Origin of the sequence: Actinoplanes sp. NPDC051346, assembly GCF_040682215.1 — a bacterium.
GTDB lineage: Bacteria > Actinomycetota > Actinomycetes > Mycobacteriales > Micromonosporaceae > Actinoplanes.
In genome coordinates this window covers 54,058-72,891 of sequence record NZ_JBFBAJ010000023.1, presented here as the reverse complement: position 1 = coordinate 72,891, position 18,834 = coordinate 54,058, and the positions used below count along the sequence as shown (strand labels likewise).

The window sequence follows — 18,834 nt, the reverse complement described above, 5'->3', positions numbered from 1 at the left end:
CCCGTGGCGCCGCCGGTCAGGCGGCGCTACGGGTGTGGTGCGACAGGGTGACTTCCTCGCCGGCGGTGCCGCCCACCACGCGGTCCCGGCCGGCGCGCTTCGCCACGTACAGGTTGCGGTCGGCGGCCGCGAGGAGGCTGGGCTGGGTGCGGTGCGTGGCCTCGCACACCCCGGCGACGCCGATGCTGACCGTCACGGGCAGCCCCTCGCAGATGCCCTCCCACGAGTGCGAACCGACCGCCCGGCGCACCGTCTCCAGCCGGGTGGCGGCGACGGCCGGTGGCGTGTGCGGCAGCACCAGCAGGAACTCCTCGCCGCCCAGCCGGGCCACGAAGCCGTCCGGGCTGAACGCCGACAGCTCGGTGTCGAGGATCTTCGCCACCCGGACGAGGACCTGGTCGCCGACGTCGTGCGAGAGCTGGTCGTTGATCCGCTTGAAGTGGTCGAGGTCCACGATCGCCACGGTCAACCGGGTGTCGGAGGCGACGAGCGCGGGTAGTTCCTCGTCGATGTAGCGCCGGTTGCGCAGCCCGGTCAGCGCGTCCCGCCGCGCCTGCTCCCGGAAGCGCTGGGCCTCCTCGCGGGCCTCGGCCGTCTCGAACATCGCCTGCCGGGTGCGGGCCTGCGCTTCCTGCTGCTGCGAGCGAAGCTGCTCGTACGCCTCGAAGAACTGCTTGTGCATGGCGAACGCCTCGGCGTATTCGCCGCGGGCGGCGTGCAGCTCGGCGCGCTCGCGGCGCACGCGGACCAGCACCTCGTGCAGCCCTCGCTGCGCGCCCTCCGCCTCCGAGGCGTCCAGGCTGCGCTGGGCCCGCTCGGTGTCGCCGAGGCCACGCTGCGCCTGGGCCAGGGTCAGCAGGTACTCGGCCAGCGAGTCGGCGTCGTCCCACTCTCCGGTCTCGTACCGGGTGAGGCACACCTGCATGGTCTGCTCGGCCTCGGCATACCGGCCGTTGGCGATGTGGATGGCCGCGACGGTGTCGAGGATCGCCGCGTCGACCTGGTATCCGTACTTGTCGGCGTGGTCCAGCAGCCGCTGGACCACCTCCTGCGCGAGCTCGAGGTTGCCCGTGATGTGCTCGAGGTAGGCATGATTGTTGAACACCTGCATGAGCAGGCGGGGCACGTTCAGCGCGTGGGCGATCTCCTCGGCCTGGGCGTACCGGACGCGGGCGTCGTCCATCGACGCGGCGAAGCCGAGCGCGTCGGCCAGCTTGGCGACGTGCCACACCTGCATGTGCGCGGTGGCTGTCTCGTCGAGCAGTTCCACCGAGCTGAGCGAATGCTCCAGCGACTTGGCGGCGTCGCCCAGCAGCCGGTCGATGTTGGCCCAGACCAGATGGGTACGCGCCAGCAGCATGCGGTCGCCGTGCTCGACGGCCCAGTCGTAGATCTCGTGGATGTTCCGGTTCGCGACGGCCAGCTCGCCCATCCGCAGGCGCATGTTGGTCTGGCACAGCCGGGCGCGCACGACCAGGGTCTCGTCGCCGAGCTCGGCGGCCCGACGCTCCAGGTCGGAGGCGGTCCGGAAGGTGGCGGACGCGTCCCACATCATGCGGTCCTCGATCGCCAACAGGGCGACCGACAACTGTTCGGCGTTCATGCTGCGCTCCACGGGCCGGCCTCCTTCCGCCTGACTCATCGGCCCCCGTCTGGCCGGCTGAAGCGATTCGCGGCCGGCTGGGCACGTTCGCATCAGCTGCACCGCGACGGCAACCCCCAGGGCACTATCTCGTACCCGGGCAAGCACGGCACCCCGGGGCGGGCCGGCGCATCGTGCAGTCCCCGTCGACGATCATCGGTACGTCTCACCTCAAGCGGCAATGACGGCTCGCCGCCACCGGGAGAAGATGGAGGCCTCACCCGGTAGGAGATGGAGGAGATGCGGATGGACGCGGAACTCCTCTCCCTGCTCGACAACGACCCGCAGGGATGGGTGCTGGCCCGAGCCGTCCGCGAAGACGGGAACATCGTCGACTTCGAGCTGATCTACATCAACGACGTGGGGTGCCGGCTCACCGGTCGCGACCGTTCCGAGCTGCTCGGGGGCCGTTACCGCGAACTGTGGCCGGAGACCGTGAACAACGGCACGCTGCAGTTGTATCGCACCGTCGTGAAGACCCGGCAACCGATGTCCCGCACCGTGTACTACGACCGGCCCACCATCTCCGGACACTTCGAGCTGCTGATCGGCCCCTGCGGTGACGGTTTCGCGGTCCGCTTCGTCGACCTGCGAAAGGTCACGGTGGCGCCGCAGTCCGACGGCGGCAGCCGGCTCTACGACATGCTCGACGCCGCCTTCGACGGCTTCACGCTGCTGCGGGCCGTCCGCGACGACCGGGGCGAGATCATCAACTTCGTCTGCGAGTACGTGAACCAGCTCGGCGCCAAACTGGCCGGGCGCACCGCCGAGGACGTCATCGGGGCGCTCCTGAGCGACGTGACCCCGTCGAGCTGGACCGACGGCACGTTCGCCCGGTACTGCACCGTCGCCGCCACCGGGGAACCGTGCCGTCTGCAACTGGCGTACCCCGAGGTCGGGCAGGTGTGGGAGATCAACATCGGCCGCGCCGGAGCCGGGTTCGTGGCGGTGTCCTTCCGGGAGATCACCGAGCTCGTCGACCAGCAGGACGAGCTCACTCGCAGTGTCGCCCGCGCCGAACAGGCGGCCGCCCGCGCCGAGACGCTGCAAAAGGTCACCACCGCGCTGGTCGCCGCGAGTACGACCGCCGAGGTGTACGCCGCCATCGGGTCGGTGCTGCGCCCGTCGGCCGGCGGACAGGGCCTCGCCCTGCTGCTCCGCCACGACAACCACCTTCGGGTGCACTATCACGCCGGTTACGAACCCGATGTGGTCGAGCGGCTGAGCCGGCTGCCGCTCGATCATCCGTACCCGGCCACGGCGGTCGCCCGTACGGGCCGGCCGCAGTACCTCGTGTCGATCACCGAGTTCGAGGCATCGCAGCCCGCGGAGCTGCGCCTGCCCCGCGGCGGCCGGCAGGCCTGGGCGTTCCTGCCGCTCGCGGCCGCCGGTGAGGTGGTCGGCACGCTGGTTGTCGGCTACAGCGAGCCGCGCGGCTTCGACGCCGAGGAACGCGACATGCTGACGGCGCTGGCCGGGCTCAGCGCGCAGGCCCTGCAACGCGCCCTGCTGTTCGAGACCCGGACGTCGATCGCGGCGGAACTGCAGCGGGCCCTGCTGCCCGCCGGACTGCCCCGGATTCCCGGCCTGCGGCACGCGGCCCGATACCTGCCCTGGACCCACGGCGCCGACGTCGGCGGCGACTGGTACGACGTCATCGCGCTCAGCAACGGCGTCGTCGGCGTGGTCATCGGCGACATCGCCGGGCACAGCGCCGCGGCCGCCGCCACCATGGGTCAGGTCCGCAACGCGCTGCGGGCGTACGCGGCGGAACGGCACACCCCGGCCGGCGTCCTGCACCACGCCAACCAGCTCATGCACGACCTTCGGCTCGACACGATCGCGACGTGCTGCTATCTCGAGCTTCACCTCACCGAGGGCACCGCCACCGCGGTCCTCGCCGGGCATCCGCCGCCCGTCCTGCGTACCGAAGGATCGGCGACCGTGCTGAAGCTGCGCCGAGGCATTCCGCTCGGCGTCTCGCGGACGGCCTTCTATGCGGAGACGACCTTCCTGCTGCCGCCGGCGGCGAACCTGGTGCTCTATACCGACGGCCTGGTGGAGGACCACCGGCATCCCATCGACCAGGGCCTCGAAGAGTTGTGTGCCGCGGTGCGGACCGCGCCCAGCCGCGACCCGGAGGAGGTGCTCGCCCACCTGCTGAGCAGTCGGGTCGGGCCGCAGCCCCGCACCGACGACGTCGCGGTGCTCTGCCTCACCAACGACGCCCCGCCACCGGAGCACCGCCGGGCGCGGCGACGTTTCCGCGGTGAGGCGATCAGCGCGCTGGCGGCGCGGCGCTTCGCGGCGGACCTGCTCGAGGTCTGGAACCAGCAGGCGATCCTGAATGTCGCCTTGATGCTGCTGGACGAGGTGGTCCACAACGCGATCATGCACACTGCCGGGGACGTCGTCGTCAAGCTGGAGATGGCGGACGGCCTGCGGGTCGAGGTCGATGACTGCAGCGACCGGTCGCCGGAGCGACGGGCCGTGTGCGCGCAGAGCGAGGACGGGCGCGGACTGCAGATCGTCGAGCATCTCGCCTCGGACTGGGGGACGGAGTCGCTGCCGGGTGGGGGCAAACGCGTCTGGTTCCGGCTCGGGACGAGCTGACCGTCGACCGCATCCGGCCTGGAGCCGGCCGGATGCGGTCGCTGACTTCCTCAGAAGTCGTCGTCGAAGCTCACCGTCCCGCTCACCCCGACCTGGTACGCCGACACCCGCCGCTCGAAGAAGTTGGACAGCTCCTGCACGTCCTGGAGCTCCATGAAGGCGAACGGGTTCCCGCTGCCGTACAGCGGGGCGATGCCGAGCGCGGCGAGCCGCCGGTCGGCGACGTGCTGGAGGTATTCGCGCATGTCGGCCAGGCTCATCCCCGAGACGCCCTGTTCGAGCAGGTCGGCGGCGAACTGCACCTCGCACTCGACGGCCTCGGTCAGCATGTCGCGGACCTGCTGCTCCAACTCGGCGTCGAACAGGTCGGGCTCCTCGGCCCGAACCTGGTCGACCACGTCGAACGCGAACGCCATGTGCATGCTCTCGTCGCGGAACACCCAGTTGGTGCCGGATGCGAGGCCGTGCAGCAGGCCGCGGGAACGCAGGTAGTAGACGTACGCGAAGGCGCCGTAGAAGAACAGGCCCTCGATGCACGCGGCGAAGCAGATCAGGTTGAGCAGGAACGCCCGCCGGTCCCGCTTGGAGGCCAGTGCCCGAAGCTCGAAGACCGAGTCGATCCACTTGAAGCAGAACTCGGCCTTGCGGGCGATCGACGGGATGTTGTCGACGGCGGCGAACGCGGCAGTGCGCTCGTCGAGGTCGGGAACGTACGTGTCCAGCAGGTTCAGATAGAACTGGACGTGCACGGCCTCCTCGAACAGCTGCCGGGACAGATAGAGCCGGCCCTCCGGGGAGTTCACGTGCTGATAGAGGTTGAGCACCAGGTTGTTCGCCACGATGGTGTCACCGGTCGCGAAGAAGGCGACCAGCCGCGACACGAGGTGCTGCTCGGCGGGGCTCAGCCGGGCCAGGTCGGCGAGGTCGGAGTGCAGGTCGACCTCCTCCACGGTCCAGGTGTTCTTGATGGCGTCCTTGAACCGGTCGAAGAAGTGCGGATACTTCATCGGCCGCAGGGTCAGGTCCATTCCGGGGTCGAGCAGCATTATTGGCAGGCCTCACACGATTCGGGGTTTTCCAGGGAGCAGACCTCGGCGGGCGTCACCGCGACCGTCGCCTGCTGAATACGCGTCGCCGGCCGCGAGCGCAGGTAGTAGCTCGTCTTCAGCCCCGACTTCCAGGCGTACAGATACATCGACGACAGCTTGCCGATCGTCGGCGCGCTCAAGAACAAATTCAACGACTGCGACTGATCGATGTACGGCGCCCGCGCCGCGGCCAGATCGATCAGCGCCCGCTGCGGCAGCTCCCACGCCGTGCGGAACAGCTCGCGCACCTCCGCGGGCAGTTCCGCGATCTGCTGCACCGAGCCCTCGGCCCGCTTGATTCGGTCGCGGACGGCCGCCGTCCACAGTCCGCGGGCCTTGAGCTCACCCACCAGATAGGTGTTGATCTGCAGGAACTCGCCCGACATGGTCTCGCGCTTGAACAGGTTGGAGACCTGCGGCTCGACGCACTCGTAGCATCCGGCGATCGACGCGATCGTCGCCGTCGGCGCGATGGCGACCAGCAGCGAGTTGCGCAGCCCGGTCTCGGCGATCCGACCCTTCACGGCCGCCCACCGATCGACCTGCGCGGGCTCCGTCCCCCACAGGTAGGGGTGCAGGTCACCCTTGGCGGCACGGGTTTCCGGGTACGCCGGGTGCGCGCCGAACTGTTCCGCCAGGCCGGCGGAGGTCTCCAGTGCGGTCAGGAAGATCTCCTCCTGCACCCGGGTGGACAGCTCCTTCGCCTCGGCCGAGTCGAACGGCAGCCGCAGCATGAAGAACGCGTCCTGCAGGCCCATCAGCCCGAGGCCGACCGGACGCCAGCGCGGATTCGAGGCGGCGGCCTGCTCGGCCGGGTAGTAGTTGATGTCGATGACCCGGTCGAGGAAGACGACCGCGGTGCGTACGGTCGCGCGCAGCCGCTCCCAGTCGACGCCGTCGGCGGTGACGTGCGCACCGAGGTTGATCGAGCCGAGGTTGCAGACCGCGGTCTCGGCATCGGAGTTGACCTCGAGGATCTCCGTGCACAGGTTCGACAGGTGGATCGTGTTGCCCGGCGCACCGGTCTGATTCGACAACCGGTTCGACGGGTCCTTGAACGTCATCCAGCCGTTGCCGGTCTGCGCGAGCGTCCGCATCATCCGGCCGTACAGTTCCCGGGCCTTGACGGTCTTGACCGCCTTCTTCTCCGCCAGCCGGTAGGCGTCGTCGAAGGCCTCGCCGAACAGGTCGGGCAGCTCGGGGGCGTCGGTGGGGTCGATCAGCGACCATTCGGCGTCGGCCTCGACCCGGCGCATGAACTCGTCGGGGATCCAGTTGGCCAGGTTGAGGTTGTGGGTGCGGCGGGCGTCCTCGCCCGTGTTGTCGCGCAGCTCCAGGAACTCCTCGATGTCCGGATGCCACGGCTCCAGATAGACGCAGGCCGCGCCCTTGCGGCGGCCGCCCTGGTTGACCGCGGCCACACCGGCGTCGAGCGTCTTCAGGAACGGGACGATGCCGTTGGACCTGCCGTTGGTGCCGCGGATCAGGGCGCCCCGGCCGCGCACCCGGGACCAGGAGATGCCGATGCCGCCGGAGAACTTCGACAGCTTCGCCACCTGGTGGTATCGCTCGTAGATCGAGTCGAGTTCGTCGCGGGGCGAGTCGACCAGAAAGCACGACGACATCTGGGTGTGCCGGGTCCCGGAATTGAACAGCGTCGGCGAGCTCGGCAGGTAGGCCAGGCTGGACATCAGCCGATAGAAGTCGATCGCCTCGCCGGGCGTCTCCGACAGCCCGCACGCCACCCGCAGCAGCCAGTATTGCGGCGTCTCCACCACCAGCCGAGACTGCGGATGCCGCAGCAGATAACGGTCGGCGACGGTCCGCAGGCCGAAATACTCGAACCGCAGATCCCCGTCGACGTCGACCGCGTCGTCCAGCTTGCGGGCATGCCGCGCCACGAACGCCGCGGTCTCGTCGCCGATCAACCCCTGCGTGTGCGCGTGGCGGATCGACTGGCTGAAGCTCGCGACGCCCTGCTCGCGAACCTCCTTGTCCACGAAGGTCGCCAGGAGCCGCGCCGCGAGCCGCGAATACTGCGGTTCCTCGCCGATGAGCTCCGCCGCCGTCTGGATCGACAACCGGTCCAGCTCCGCCGTGGTGGCGCCGTCGTACAGACCACTGATGGTCTTGGTCGCCACCCGCAGCGGATCGACCTCGTCCAGGTCACCGACCCACCGCTCGACCGCCTTCACGATCTTGTTGACGTCGACCGGCTCCAGGTCGCCGTTGCGCTTGCGAACCCGCATGGCGTGCCGCCGCTGCTCCGGCAGCGCGGTCTTCTCCGGTGTGAGTGTCATGCCCTCTCCTCGCGAGCCCATGGCCCTTCGGGCACGCGGGAGCAGACACCACCGACCACGGGCACCTGACGCCCGGGGAGAGCTGGCGTCGGCCGTCCCGCGCGGCCTCCGACCGCCGCACACCCAGGCGGTGCGCGGCGCGCTGGCAGGTCTTCGGACTCGCGGGCGTCGTACTCGTTACTACTGGCCGTCGCTTCCCAGGCCGAGACCCAGTGCTCTATGACGGCGGTCGTTCCCACTCACCGCTGCGGGGCAGTCCCGGACTTCCACCGGGTTCCCTCTTGCCTCGGCCCCGCCCAAGGCGGCGCGGCCGAACCAGCTACGGGCCACACCATATCTGGGTGCCACCCGAAAACCACAACCCCACATGGTGTGTTGTCGGATGTCACCTGTCACCGGACTCGACCGGCGCCGGAATGACCGACAGGGCGAGCGTGTCCGGCAGTCCGGCGACACCCGGACCGCCCGCCCGCACCCACTCGGCGAGGTCCGTAACGATCGCGTCGTCGAGCACCAGCCCGAACCACACCGGCCGGGCACCGTTGCGCCGTGCGGCCCGCGTCGGCTGTACGACCATGACATTCGACTGCGCACACACATCCAGACACAGGCTCGTGCGGATCCGGTGCGCGGCGGGAAGCAGCTCACGCAGCCGGTCGAGCTGTGCCGCGTGGTCCACCGCCGGATGCTTCCTGAGGCTGCCGCAGCAGCAGTCCCGGCACACCGTCAGCGTGCAACCCGGCATGTCCTTTTCGGTCACATCCACCCCGTCCATCGGCCACCACCGTAGCCGCCGACCAACCGCCGGTCGGCGCTGCCTCACGCAGCCGACAGCCGTTCGGCAGTTGTAGGACCGCCCAGACGACCTGCCGGTCGCAGTCGGGAAGTGGCCCCAATCAGCCACACTCCCCGGCCGCCACCTGCTCCGCGGCGGAGTGCGTGATCGGCGTGCCCGGCGTCGGCGGCACGGAGCCGCCGTCGAAGACAGCGAGGGCAAGGTAGCGGCTGGTCAACCGGACCCACAGGTCGAACCCCGCGCCGGCGTGCCGCACGGCATTGGCGACCAACTCGGCCAGGACCAGTTTGGCGTTGGATAGCGGGCGCCGCCGCTGCGCCCCCATCAGGCCGCAAGCAGGCGCCCGCTCTACGACCGCGTAGATCATTCGCTCTCACCGCTGGTAGGTGGATCACCTGAGAGGCGCAAACAAACAACGACCCCCCATGGTGAGGAGTCGCCGCGCCATTCGCCGATCGAACTAGTTGAATTTGCCGAGCTTGACGCCGTCGACGAATGCCTGCCAGTGGGTCGGCGAGAAGGCAAACAGGGGACCGACAGGATCTTTTGAGTCCCGAACCTGGATCAGCTCACCTGCCTTCCTCACCTCGACACAGTTGCCATTAGAGCTTGACCGACTACTCTTCTTCCACTTTGGCCCAATGTTACCCATTACAGCCCCTTTGCGGCTTCACGTATTAATTTCACCGAATCGCCCAAGCTAAGCGCATCGGCTGAAATGCGGCTAAACACATCGCCATACCAGGATAGCCGATGCTCGGGGTAGAGGTCCCCGGCCATTGATTCGATGTAGACCACGTCCGACTGGCCTTCCGCGAAGCTGAGGACCACGAAAGGGCCGAGTGTCCCAGGGTGGCCCCCGGCGCGGAACGGGATGACGTGAACCTCGATGTTGGGACGAGCCGCCATCTCTGCAAAGTGGAGCAGTTGCTCGCGCATGACGTCCGGACCGCCCACTGTCCGACGAATCACCGCTTCGTCCAGGACTACCCATAGGTCGGGCGGATCTTCTCGATCGAGTATCGCGCAGATCTACCGGGTGTGATGTGGCGCGATCGGTTGTTGGGTGCGCCAGTATCCGGCGGACGGTCCGGCACCGGTCACCACCTGGCACCCGACATCAACGCCTTGCCGTACGTCGACCGTCGGTTCCTGGCGCACGATCCATACCCGGCCGAGGATGGGCGCACTGAGGCGAACATGGTCGGGGCTCGCGGATGCCCGTATGACTGCTCATTCTGCGGGGCGGCGGTCAGTGCCAACCCCGACATCACCATCCGAGTCCGCAAGCCGGACAACATCCTGGGCGAGATGCACGAACTACGCGACTGCCATGGAGTGACAGCGTTCCGGTTCGTGGACGACCTGTTCCTCGGCGCCCGAAGAGTCATCGAGACCATGATGAAGGCGTTCACTGTCGAGAAGGTCAGCGACTGGGCCGTGTGGGACGCCACCGGACGCATCAACGTACTGCACCGGGCCAATGACGCCACCCTCGATCGGCTCGCTGACAACGGCCTGCGTGAGGTGGCACTCGGCATCGAGTCCGGCAACCCGCGCGTGCTGCGCTACATCGACAAGCGGATCACCCCGGCCATGATCCGTACCGTGATCCGGCGCCTTAGCGAGCGTGGCATTGGAGTCAAGGGCTACTTCATCCTGGGCTTTCCCAGCGAGAGCGCCGACGAGCTGGACGACACCGTCAGCCTGGTTCGGGAACTGTGGCACCTGACCGACCGGCTACCCGGCCGGTTCCGGGCCAGCGTGTTCGAGTTCCGCCCCTATCCCGGCACACCGGAATGGTCACGGCTAGTGGCGACCGGACGGTACACGGCTGAGCAGTTGCTCGCGTACGGGGCCGTGGACCTCACCGGCGACGGATTGGACGATGCCATGCGCGGACGCGACGAGTTCAACTTCTCCGTAGGCATCCAGTTCGGCGGCGTGCCCGTCGACGACGTCCGCCGGCATCTCGTCGAGTTGTCTCGAGAGCAGCACGACCGGCGGGTGGTGGCGTGATGGGGGCCGGACGCATCGTGGTTTGCGACCGCTACGTCCCTAGCTCCCTGGTCCTGCAACGCCTCGATGGGGTACGCGATGAGTTCGTGCGCGATGTCAACGCGCACGCTGACCGCCCCCACCTGACCGGCGACGAGCAACGCTGCCGCACGCGGGCCAAACGTCGTGGCAGCGTCGACATCGGCGAGCGTGACGCCGGACAGGTCGCCGCCGAGCTATACGACGTCGTGCTCGCTGAGCTGGCGGCGGTCAAGCAGTAGCTGCGGCAACTTGGACCACTTCGTCGTAGGTGGCACCGGTGCGTTGCACCGGTGCCCCTAAACCCTCGACCCATGAGGCGAGTTCGGCCTGTACGCCGGTCATGTCATCGGTGTCCGCGACGCACTCGACTTCCAGAAATGCGCCGACTCCTTCGATCTCGTCGACGCACAAGGCGTACCGGCCCACCTGCGCAGTACGACGTTGCTTGACGACACGCACGGTGGGGCGATAACCCATCGCGATGATCGCGTGGTGCATCTGCTCGCGGTCGGCCACCGGCGTCTCGTACTCCCGACACGCGAGGACATTGGCCACCGGGGTCTTGGTAGTGAACGTGCAGCGCCCACCTTGCGTGCGTAGCCGCACGAACGTGACCCCCACTCGCGGATCTCCGAAGCTCCACGCCCCGGGCGCGTAGGCCTGGTCGTCCTGATGCACCGGTGCGGAAAGCTCGATGCCTCGTGCGGCGAGTGCCTGGTCGAGCGCCGTCCGATCGGGTACGGCGTACTTGACCTCGATCTCGCTGGCCATGCGCTTTCCCCTTCGTCGCGGTGAGGGTGCCGGGCGCCGACAGATTACCGGCAGAAGGGCTGATCTTGACCATGCCAAGGCCTACGGTCTTGGGTCATCGGCGCCAACCAGCTCGAAGCGGCAGGGCCGCAATTGTGCGCTCACCGAACGTGAAGGCCCCCCGCCACGTTCAATCCGCCAGGCGGCCGTCGCGCAGCGTCAGCACGCGGTCCGCGCGATCGATCAGGGAGGGATCATGGGTGGCCACCAGCGCCGTCATGCCGCGCGCGTCGACCAGGGCCCGCAGCAGATCCATGATGGACCGGCCGGTCTCGGAGTCGAGCTGACCGGTCGGCTCGTCCGCGATCAGCAGCGGCGGATCGTTCGCCAGCGCCCTGGCCACCGCCACGCGCTGCTGCTGGCCGCCGGAGAGCTCGTAGGGCCGCTGCGCCGCCTGGCCGCCGAGGCCGACCAGCTCCAACAGCAATGCGACCCGTTCCTCGCGGGCGGCCGCGTTGTGCCGGGCGAGCCGCAGCGGCACACTCACGTTCTCGGCCGCGGACAGGATCGGGATCAGGCCGAAGGACTGGAAGACAAAGCCGATCATGGTACGCCGCAGCTCGAGCAGCTCGGCCTCCCCGGCGGCGGTGACGTCGTGACCGCCCACCTCGACCGTGCCGCGGGTCGGGCGGTCGAGGCCGCCGATCATGTTGAGCAGGGTGGTCTTGCCCGCACCCGAGCGACCCCGCACCGCGACCAGTTCGCCGCGTCCCGCCTCGAACGACACCTCACGGACCGCGTGCACGACGGACGCTCCGGAGCCGTAGTCGCGGCTCAGGTCGGAAACCCTCAACAGCATGTCACTCATGGCCGGGCCGCACCTCCACGTGATCGGTCTCGAGGTTGAGCCGCACCCGGTCGCGCAGGGTCAGCGCGTCCACGAAGGCGGCCGGGAGCTGCATCCGGCCCGTTCTGTCGAGCACCGCGTACTCCTGCGACACGATTTCCTCGACGCCGTCGGCGCTGGTCCGGGCGCTGCGGCGTACCTCTGAAGCGGTCCGGCCGTCGCGGATCGCGACCGTGCGGCGGACCTGGCTCGCCACCGCGTGGTCGTGGGTGACCACGACGATCGTTACGCCGAGTTCCGCGTTGATCGAGCGGAGCGCGCCGAAGACCTCGGCCGCTGTGGCCTCGTCGAGCTCGCCGGTGGGTTCGTCGGCGAAGAGCACCTCGGGGTTGTTGGCCACGGCGACCGCCACGGCCGTGCGCTGCTGCTCGCCGCCGCTCATCTGGCCGGGACGGCGGTTGGCGCAGTGGGCGACCCCCACCATCTCCAGCAGCTCCATCGCCCGTTTCCGGTACACCTTGCCCGCGAGGCTCATCGGCAGCTCGACGTTCTCCCGCGCGGTCAGGTACGGCAGCAGGTTGCGCCCGGTCTGCTGCCACACGAAGCCGACCACCTTGCGGCGGTATCGCAGCCGCTTGCTCGCCGTCATCGTCAGCAGGTCGAAGCCCGCGACCCGGGCGACTCCGGCGGTGGGGACGTCCAGCCCGGACAGGATGTTGAGCATCGTGGACTTGCCCGAGCCGGAGGCGCCGACGATCGCCAGCAGCTCTCCCCGGTCGACGGACAGGTCGAGACCCTGGAGGGCGACGACCTCGACCCCTTCGGTCTTGAAGATGCGGACCAGGCCGTCGCAGACGATGTGGCCGCCGAGCCGGTCCGTGCCGCCGGCCCGGGCCGCCGCACGGTCCGCGGCCCGGCGCTCGAGCTCGCCGAGATCGGGTCCCGCCATCAGTTCTCCTCTCCGAGGCGGAGCACCTCGCCGAGGCGCATCCGGCGGTTGGCCATGCTCTCCACCAGCATCGCGAGGCCGAGCGCCGCCGCGATCAACAACAGGGCGGCGGCCGGCAGCCACGGGTCGACGCTGATCCGGCCGGTCACCCCCACGGTGAAACCGTCGAGCCCGAGCGCCGGGCCGAGCAGCCCGGGCAGGACGACGCCCACCGATCCGCCCGCCACGAACGCCACGGCGACGAGCGGCACCAACTCGTAGACCAGCAGCCGGCGCCCCTGCCGCAGTGACAGGCCCATCGTGCGCAGCCGCGAGAGCGTACGGCCCCGGCCCGGCGCGTCCGCGAGCACCGCCAGGCCGACCGCGAGCAGGGCGAGCACGGCCGCCCCGGCCGCACCGGCGGCGTAGAAGAAGCCCAGCACGCCGTTGACGCCGCCCTTGTCCAGGTCGGCCCGGTACTCGTCCCAGGTCGTGACCGTGGCCCGGCGGTGCAACGACGCGTCGGTGACCGGATGGCCCAGCACCCGGCTCAGGTAGGCACGCTGACCCTCGTCGCCCGCGGCGCGCAACTCCGCCGTGGAGAAGCCGTCGCCGGCGACGAGGAAGCGGGTCGGCACGATCGGCTGGAATTCCGGGATGGGCAGGGCCTGCCACGGCAGCGCGATGAACCGGCTCCCGCCGACGTCCAGCATGGGCAGCGAGTCCACGACAGCGGCCACCCGGAACTCGTACTGGCGACCCTGGACGTCGATGGTGCCGCCACCACCGAGCTCGGCCGCGACCGTGGGAGACACCACCGCCGGTGCCGGGCCGCCCGACGGCGCTCCGGTGAGGGCGTCCGGCATCCGCACGTCGACGCCGCTGGCCGCCATGGCCTTCGTGGCGTCGACACCGTTCACGACCAGCAGGGGGGCCTGGGTTCGCCGCCCGGACGTACCGGTCATCGGAGCCGCCGGAACCGTCAGCGCCGGAGCGACAGAGTCGACACCCGCGACGGCGGCCAGTCGGGCACCGGTGCCGGGATCGAAGGCGAAGCCGTCGACCCGGGCGTCGGCCGCGATCTCCCGATCGGTCGCCTGGTCGCGGGCGGCGCCGATGGTGCCGCTGACCGAGGCGGTGAACACGCCCGTCGCCACGGCGACGACCAGGACGGCGAGCGGGCCGACGTTGACCGGCGCGCCCCGGCCGGCCTGTGCCAGGCCGAGGAACGGTACGGCGCCCCGGGCGCGGGCGGCAGCGCGGCCGACCTGCCGCAACGGCCACGGCAGCAGCCGCACGGCGATGAGCGCCGCGGCCAGGCCGAGCAGCACCGGCACGGATACGAGATAGGGATCGACGCTGTCGGTGCCGGCGAGCCCACGGCGGCGGACCAGCACCACCCCGAGCACGGCTATGCCGACGACGAAGAGTTCGGCGGTCAGCCGCCGCGCCGACGGGCGCGACCGGGCCAGATCCCGGCGGGTGCGGGCGTCACCGCGGGTGAACGCCGCCAGCACCGGCGCGGCGAACAACGCCGCAGCGCCCACGAGCACGACCAGCACGGGGTCCCACGGATTCGACCGACCCGGCACCAGCAGGGCCAGCGCCCAGCCCGCGAGCACGGCGGCGGGCACCACCAGGGCCGTCTCCCGCAGCGTGCGCAGCACGACCGCGCCAGCCCCCGCACCGCGGGCACGCAGCAGGGCGAACTCGTCACGGCGGCGGTCGGTCATCAGACGGGCGGCGAGCACGAGCAGGCCGAGCATGGTGGCGACCAGGCCGGCCTGGACCACGGCGAGCAGCGCCCGTACGCCACGCAGCCGGGCCTCGAAGTCACCGAGCGCCGTGTCCAGCCCGGTATTGACGCTGATCTGCCCGTCGCCGGTGAGCCGCCGCGTGTCGGCCACCGCTTTCGTGACGGAGGCCAGCTCGGAGGTCCGCAGCCGCTCGACGGCAAGGGCGAACCGCCACTCGTAGCCGATCTCCTCGACGGCCTTCCCGGCCTGGGCCGCTCCCGACATGTCGGTGAGCATGGTGATCCGACTGGTGAGCCCGTCGAGCGGGTTCGGGCAGGAAGCCGGGACGGTCGCCAGGCCGTCCCAGAAGTGCGCGGCCCGGTCGACCGGCGTGAAGACACCGACGACGGTCACCGGCCTGGAGCCGGAGGAACTAGCGAGCTTCAGCTTCGACCCGGCGCTCAGCTTCCCCAGCTCGGCGGCATCGGAGTCGACGATGACCTCGGTGCTCGCTCCCGGCTTCGGCAGGCGGCCGGTGACCATGCGCACCGCGGCGTCGTATCCGCCCTGGTAGCGGATCTGCAGGTGCGGTCGGCATTGGCCGGCGTACGGGGGCGGGCCGGACGGCTCGATGCCCTCGGGGCCCACCATCGCGCTGAACCAACGCTCCCCGATCAGACCCGGCAGCGGCGCCGGCAACTGGCCCTCCAGCTCGGGCAACCCGCTTTCGGCTGCCGTGGGCGGCAGGTCCTCGAGATTCTTGACGGCGATGCGGAAGGTGAGGTCCCGCGCCGGGTACGGCAGCCCGGCGATGTCCTCGCGCAGCCCCCGGTCGGTGAACTCGTTGGCGGCCCGGGGCAGCGCGCTGAACAGCAACGCGGCGGCGAGGCTCAGGACGGCGAGCAGGCCGAGGTGGCCCGCGTACGCCCGGACCCGGCGCAGCACCGCGCTCACCGGTCCGCCCCGATCCGGAGCTGGGCGACCGCGAGCCGGCGGCGCAGCGTCGTGCCGACCAGGGCACTGAGCCCGACGGCGAGCAGGAACAACAGCAGCGCTGTCCCGCCCACCCGCCACCAGTCGATCTCGAGCAGCGGCGTCGGCACAGGTCGGCTCGCCGAGGGAGTGAGGATCAGCAGCGGTGCTGTGGTCGCTGCCACGCCGACGCCGACGAGGAGTCCTACGACGACTCCCACCCCGGCGAGGAAGGCCTGTTCCACCATAAGCGAGCGGGCCAGCAGCCGGGAGCCGGCGCCGAGCGTGTGCAGCACCGCCAACTCGGTGAGCCGGCGCCGGGCGGTGGTGCGAACGTCGACGGTGATGCCGACGGCGGCCAGCAGCATCGCACCGAGAGCGGCGGCGAAGAGGGCGGTGCGAGCGCCCGCACCGTACGCGTCATCCGAATCGCTCGCGAGCTGCCGCCGGTCGAGGACCTCCAGACCACCGAGGCCCGCGGCCGCTTCGGCCGCGGCCGCGTGGGTGTCCGCTCCGGAGGCGACCAACCACTCCTGCGGCGTCCGTACGACGCCCCTGGTGTGCAGCATCGTCGTGCTCAATGACGGCAGATCCGCGAGCAGCGCGGCTGGCTTCGTGGTCCCCGGCACGGCGGGGATCGTGCCGACGACGTCGATGCCCACCTGGACGCCGCCGACGTCCGCGGAGGTCTGCTCGCCGACCTTCCAGCGCAGCGCGGTCAGTGCCTGCGGGGTCGCCACCACCGGGACCCGGGCGCTCGGGGTGGGCGCGGCCACCATGAGCGGCACGGTGCCGCTGTCACCGAGCATCACCTCGGCGGACAGGGTGCCACCGGCCAGAACGGCCTTCGCACCGTCCTTGGGCCACACCGCCTCCCAGGCCTGCCCCTCCAGCGACAGCGGTCCGGTGTCGGTGGCGAGACCCTTGATCGCCCAGGTCGTGGACAGTAGGGGCCCGCCGGACGCCACCACCGAGAAGCCCGAGAGCCGCAACGGCGCGGAGGTCCGCGGCAGGTCGACCGAGAACCGTCCCTTCCCGCCCAGCGGTAGTCGGAGCATGTCGCCGTTCGCCTCGCTGAACACCGCGACGGTCTCGGACCGATCGCCCGTGATGGTGCCGGTCAGCCGGGTGGCTCCGGCGGGCAGGGTGACGAGCGGGGCGTTGACCCGGCGCTTGGCCAGCCCCGCGAGCAGGCCTCGGACGTCACCGTCGGCCAGGTCGGGCCGGACCCGATAGACCTCGGACGCGGCGGCGGTGTCCAGCGCGAGCACCTCGGTCGTCGCTCCGGTCGGTCCGGCCGGGAGGGTGTCGCGCCAGAGCGGGAGCGCCGGGCCGGTGGCGCCGGGCAGGGCGGCAAGCTGGGCCGCCCGGCCAGGTGGCGCCTTGCCGCCGGTTTCCACCAGCCGCAGGTCGGCGCCGACGTGGTGGTCGGCTTGATCGGGGATGCTGTGGACCGAGGTGCCCGCCAGGCACCAGGCGACCGTGCCGGCCGCGACCGCGAGGGCGAGCAGCAGCACCGGGCCGGCGTGTGGCCGGCGCCCGGCCTGCCACATGCCGAACACCGTGCCGGGCCAGGGTTTGCCGTCGACCGACCGCTCGCCGAACCGGGCCACCGGCGGCAGCAGGCGCAGCGCCAGCGTCGCACCGGCCAGCACGCCGAGGGTGGGGGCGGCGGCGAGGAACGGGTCGATGCCCAGGGCGTCGGAGCGACTGCCGGTGACCGGCGACGCGTACTGCTGGAGCTGGAACCAGCCCAGGACGGCGAGCCCCACCAGGGCCAGGTCCAGGCCGATCCGCTGCACGGCCGTGCGGCGCCCGGGTCGCGACCGGCCCGCCATCTCGGCGACGTAGGTGCCGCCGCCGCGCAGGGCCGGGGCCGTGATCGCGACGGCACAGCCGATGGCCGCCGCCGCGGCGACCAGCCAGAGCAACGGATCGGGCAACGCGATCGGCGGAGCCTTGACGGGACCGCCGAGCGTGGCCCCGGCCAGGGTGACCGCGACGACCGCGAGCAACGGCGCCACCACCGCGGCCGGCACGACCACCAGCAGCGCCTCTCGCGCGGCCAGGCCGGCGAGCTGGATCCGCGCCGCGCCCCGGGCCCGCAGCAGCGCGGACTCGCCGCGGCGATGGTCGATCAGCAGAGCGGCGACCAGCACCAGCGCCAGCCCACTGAGGATCGCGATCAGCAGCATCGGGGTGACCAGCGCCGATCGTCCGACCAGGTCGGCGCGCGCCAGCTTCTCGCCCAGAGCGCCGATCTGGGTGTTGACCAGGCCCGAGGTGCCGAGCCCGGCAGCCTGTGGGAGGGCGGTCGTCAGCTCGTCGGCGGCGTCGGCCATTCGAGCGATGTCGGCGACGTCGGCGCCCTCTGTCTCCATTGCGACGAGCCAGCCCGCCGAGGCGTTACCGGAGAACCCCGCGCCGAAATCGGCGCGGTCGATCACTATCGGCCCGTACGTGGCGGACCGCGGCGTCATTCCCGTGGCCACGTCCGGGGTCAGCAGCCAGTAGGGGTCCCGCAGGTCACGCGGCCGCCAGATGCCCACGACCCGCAGGTGGGACGCGCGAGACGTCACCCGGTCGGTGACCGGGATCGTGTCGCCGACCTTCACCCGCAGGATCGACGCCACACTCTCCGCGAGGACGGTTTCCATGGTGGCGGATCCCGGCCGGGGCCACGCACCCGCGCTGAGGACGGCGTGCCTATCCAGGCCTTCCAGGAAGACGATCGAGCCGTAGACCACCCCTCCGGCATCGGGCACGGCATTGCCGGTGGCGCCGGACAGTTCGCGGCCGGTCGCGTAACCGGCGGCGGAGATATCCACAGGTCTGTCCGGCAGCGAAGCACCGACGCGGGCCCGGAGGATGCTGTCGCGCTTCGCCAGGTCGTCGGCGGTGCGGCCGGCGGAGCCGCGGACCAGCACGGAACGTTCATCGGGCGCGGCCGACGCGATCGCACCGCGGGTGCCGGCGGCGACCACCTCGCGGCTGTAGGCGGCGAGGCTGGTCAGCAGCGTCGTCGCGATCAAGGCAACCCCGGCCGCGGCCAGCAGCAGGCTCCGCGCGGCACGGGCACGCCGCAACACCAGACTCATCCGAGCGCATCTCCCCAAAGACGG

At 70.6% G+C, this 18,834-nt stretch carries 15 protein-coding genes and 1 riboswitch; of the genes, 3 read left to right on the top strand and 12 right to left on the bottom strand.

The window, feature by feature from the left end; all coding sequences use genetic code 11:
• Positions 1–16 precede the first annotated feature (16 nt).
• Positions 17–1,615: a tetratricopeptide repeat-containing diguanylate cyclase gene (locus AB0M36_RS35905; RefSeq protein WP_364166907.1), complete on the bottom strand. Its 1,599-nt coding sequence runs from the start codon at positions 1,613–1,615 to the stop codon at positions 17–19.
• 273 nt (positions 1,616–1,888) lie between these two features.
• Between AB0M36_RS35905 and AB0M36_RS35900 the strand changes: the two genes are divergently transcribed.
• Positions 1,889–4,255 carry a SpoIIE family protein phosphatase gene (locus tag AB0M36_RS35900; RefSeq protein WP_364166906.1) on the top strand — a complete coding sequence of 789 codons (2,367 nt, stop codon included), beginning with the start codon at positions 1,889–1,891 and terminating at the stop codon, positions 4,253–4,255.
• 50 nt (positions 4,256–4,305) lie between these two features.
• On the opposite strand, the gene AB0M36_RS35895 is transcribed toward AB0M36_RS35900, so the two are convergent.
• From AB0M36_RS35895 to AB0M36_RS35870, 6 genes are all read right to left on the bottom strand, one after another.
• On the bottom strand, positions 4,306–5,301 hold the full coding sequence (locus AB0M36_RS35895) for a ribonucleotide-diphosphate reductase subunit beta (protein ID WP_364166904.1): 996 nt from the start codon (positions 5,299–5,301) through the stop codon (positions 4,306–4,308).
• Positions 5,301–7,643, bottom strand: coding sequence for a ribonucleoside-diphosphate reductase subunit alpha (locus AB0M36_RS35890; RefSeq protein WP_364166902.1), 2,343 nt, complete (start codon positions 7,641–7,643; stop codon positions 5,301–5,303). The genes AB0M36_RS35895 and AB0M36_RS35890 overlap by 1 nt, the downstream gene beginning before the upstream one ends.
• A gap of 126 nt (positions 7,644–7,769) precedes the next feature.
• Positions 7,770–7,978: riboswitch (cobalamin riboswitch) on the bottom strand.
• A gap of 50 nt (positions 7,979–8,028) precedes the next feature.
• On the bottom strand, positions 8,029–8,373 hold the full coding sequence (locus tag AB0M36_RS35885; RefSeq protein ID WP_364166936.1) for a hypothetical protein: 345 nt from the start codon (positions 8,371–8,373) through the stop codon (positions 8,029–8,031).
• Positions 8,374–8,539: 166 nt separating this feature from the next.
• Positions 8,540–8,806: a hypothetical protein gene (locus AB0M36_RS35880; RefSeq protein WP_364166900.1), complete on the bottom strand. Its 267-nt coding sequence runs from the start codon at positions 8,804–8,806 to the stop codon at positions 8,540–8,542.
• Between the two features lie 93 nt (positions 8,807–8,899).
• Entirely contained in the window at positions 8,900–9,091 is a 192-nt protein-coding gene (locus AB0M36_RS35875; protein ID WP_364166898.1) for a DUF397 domain-containing protein, read from the bottom strand.
• The gene (locus AB0M36_RS35870) at positions 9,091–9,411 is read right to left on the bottom strand and encodes a DUF5753 domain-containing protein (protein WP_364166897.1); all 321 of its coding nucleotides are present in this window, start codon (positions 9,409–9,411) and stop codon (positions 9,091–9,093) included. Before AB0M36_RS35870 ends, AB0M36_RS35875 begins: the two co-directional genes overlap by 1 nt.
• A gap of 90 nt (positions 9,412–9,501) precedes the next feature.
• On the opposite strand from AB0M36_RS35870, the gene AB0M36_RS35865 reads away from it, so the two are divergent.
• Together AB0M36_RS35865 and AB0M36_RS35860 are read left to right on the top strand one after the other, a co-directional pair.
• Positions 9,502–10,458, top strand: a complete 957-nt coding sequence (locus AB0M36_RS35865; RefSeq protein ID WP_364166895.1) for a radical SAM protein — start codon at positions 9,502–9,504, stop codon at positions 10,456–10,458.
• Positions 10,458–10,718 (top strand): hypothetical protein, encoded by a 261-nt coding sequence (locus AB0M36_RS35860; protein WP_364166893.1) that lies wholly within the window; start codon positions 10,458–10,460, stop codon positions 10,716–10,718. The genes AB0M36_RS35865 and AB0M36_RS35860 overlap by 1 nt, the downstream gene beginning before the upstream one ends.
• Here AB0M36_RS35860 and AB0M36_RS35855 read toward each other — a convergent pair.
• From AB0M36_RS35855 to AB0M36_RS35835, 5 genes are all read right to left on the bottom strand, one after another.
• A complete protein-coding gene (locus AB0M36_RS35855; RefSeq protein ID WP_364166891.1) occupies positions 10,708–11,250 on the bottom strand; it encodes a class IV adenylate cyclase in 543 nt (180 codons plus the stop codon). The two genes, AB0M36_RS35860 and AB0M36_RS35855, sit on opposite strands and share 11 nt — an antisense overlap.
• 169 nt (positions 11,251–11,419) lie before the next feature.
• Positions 11,420–12,097 carry an ABC transporter ATP-binding protein gene (locus tag AB0M36_RS35850; RefSeq protein ID WP_364166889.1) on the bottom strand — a complete coding sequence of 226 codons (678 nt, stop codon included), beginning with the start codon at positions 12,095–12,097 and terminating at the stop codon, positions 11,420–11,422.
• Positions 12,090–13,025: an ABC transporter ATP-binding protein gene (locus tag AB0M36_RS35845; protein WP_364166887.1), complete on the bottom strand. Its 936-nt coding sequence runs from the start codon at positions 13,023–13,025 to the stop codon at positions 12,090–12,092. The genes AB0M36_RS35850 and AB0M36_RS35845 overlap by 8 nt, the downstream gene beginning before the upstream one ends.
• Positions 13,025–15,694 (bottom strand): FtsX-like permease family protein, encoded by a 2,670-nt coding sequence (locus AB0M36_RS35840; protein WP_364166885.1) that lies wholly within the window; start codon positions 15,692–15,694, stop codon positions 13,025–13,027. Before AB0M36_RS35840 ends, AB0M36_RS35845 begins: the two co-directional genes overlap by 1 nt.
• On the bottom strand, positions 15,691–18,810 hold the full coding sequence (locus AB0M36_RS35835) for an FtsX-like permease family protein (protein ID WP_364166883.1): 3,120 nt from the start codon (positions 18,808–18,810) through the stop codon (positions 15,691–15,693). Before AB0M36_RS35835 ends, AB0M36_RS35840 begins: the two co-directional genes overlap by 4 nt.
• Positions 18,811–18,834 lie beyond the last annotated feature (24 nt).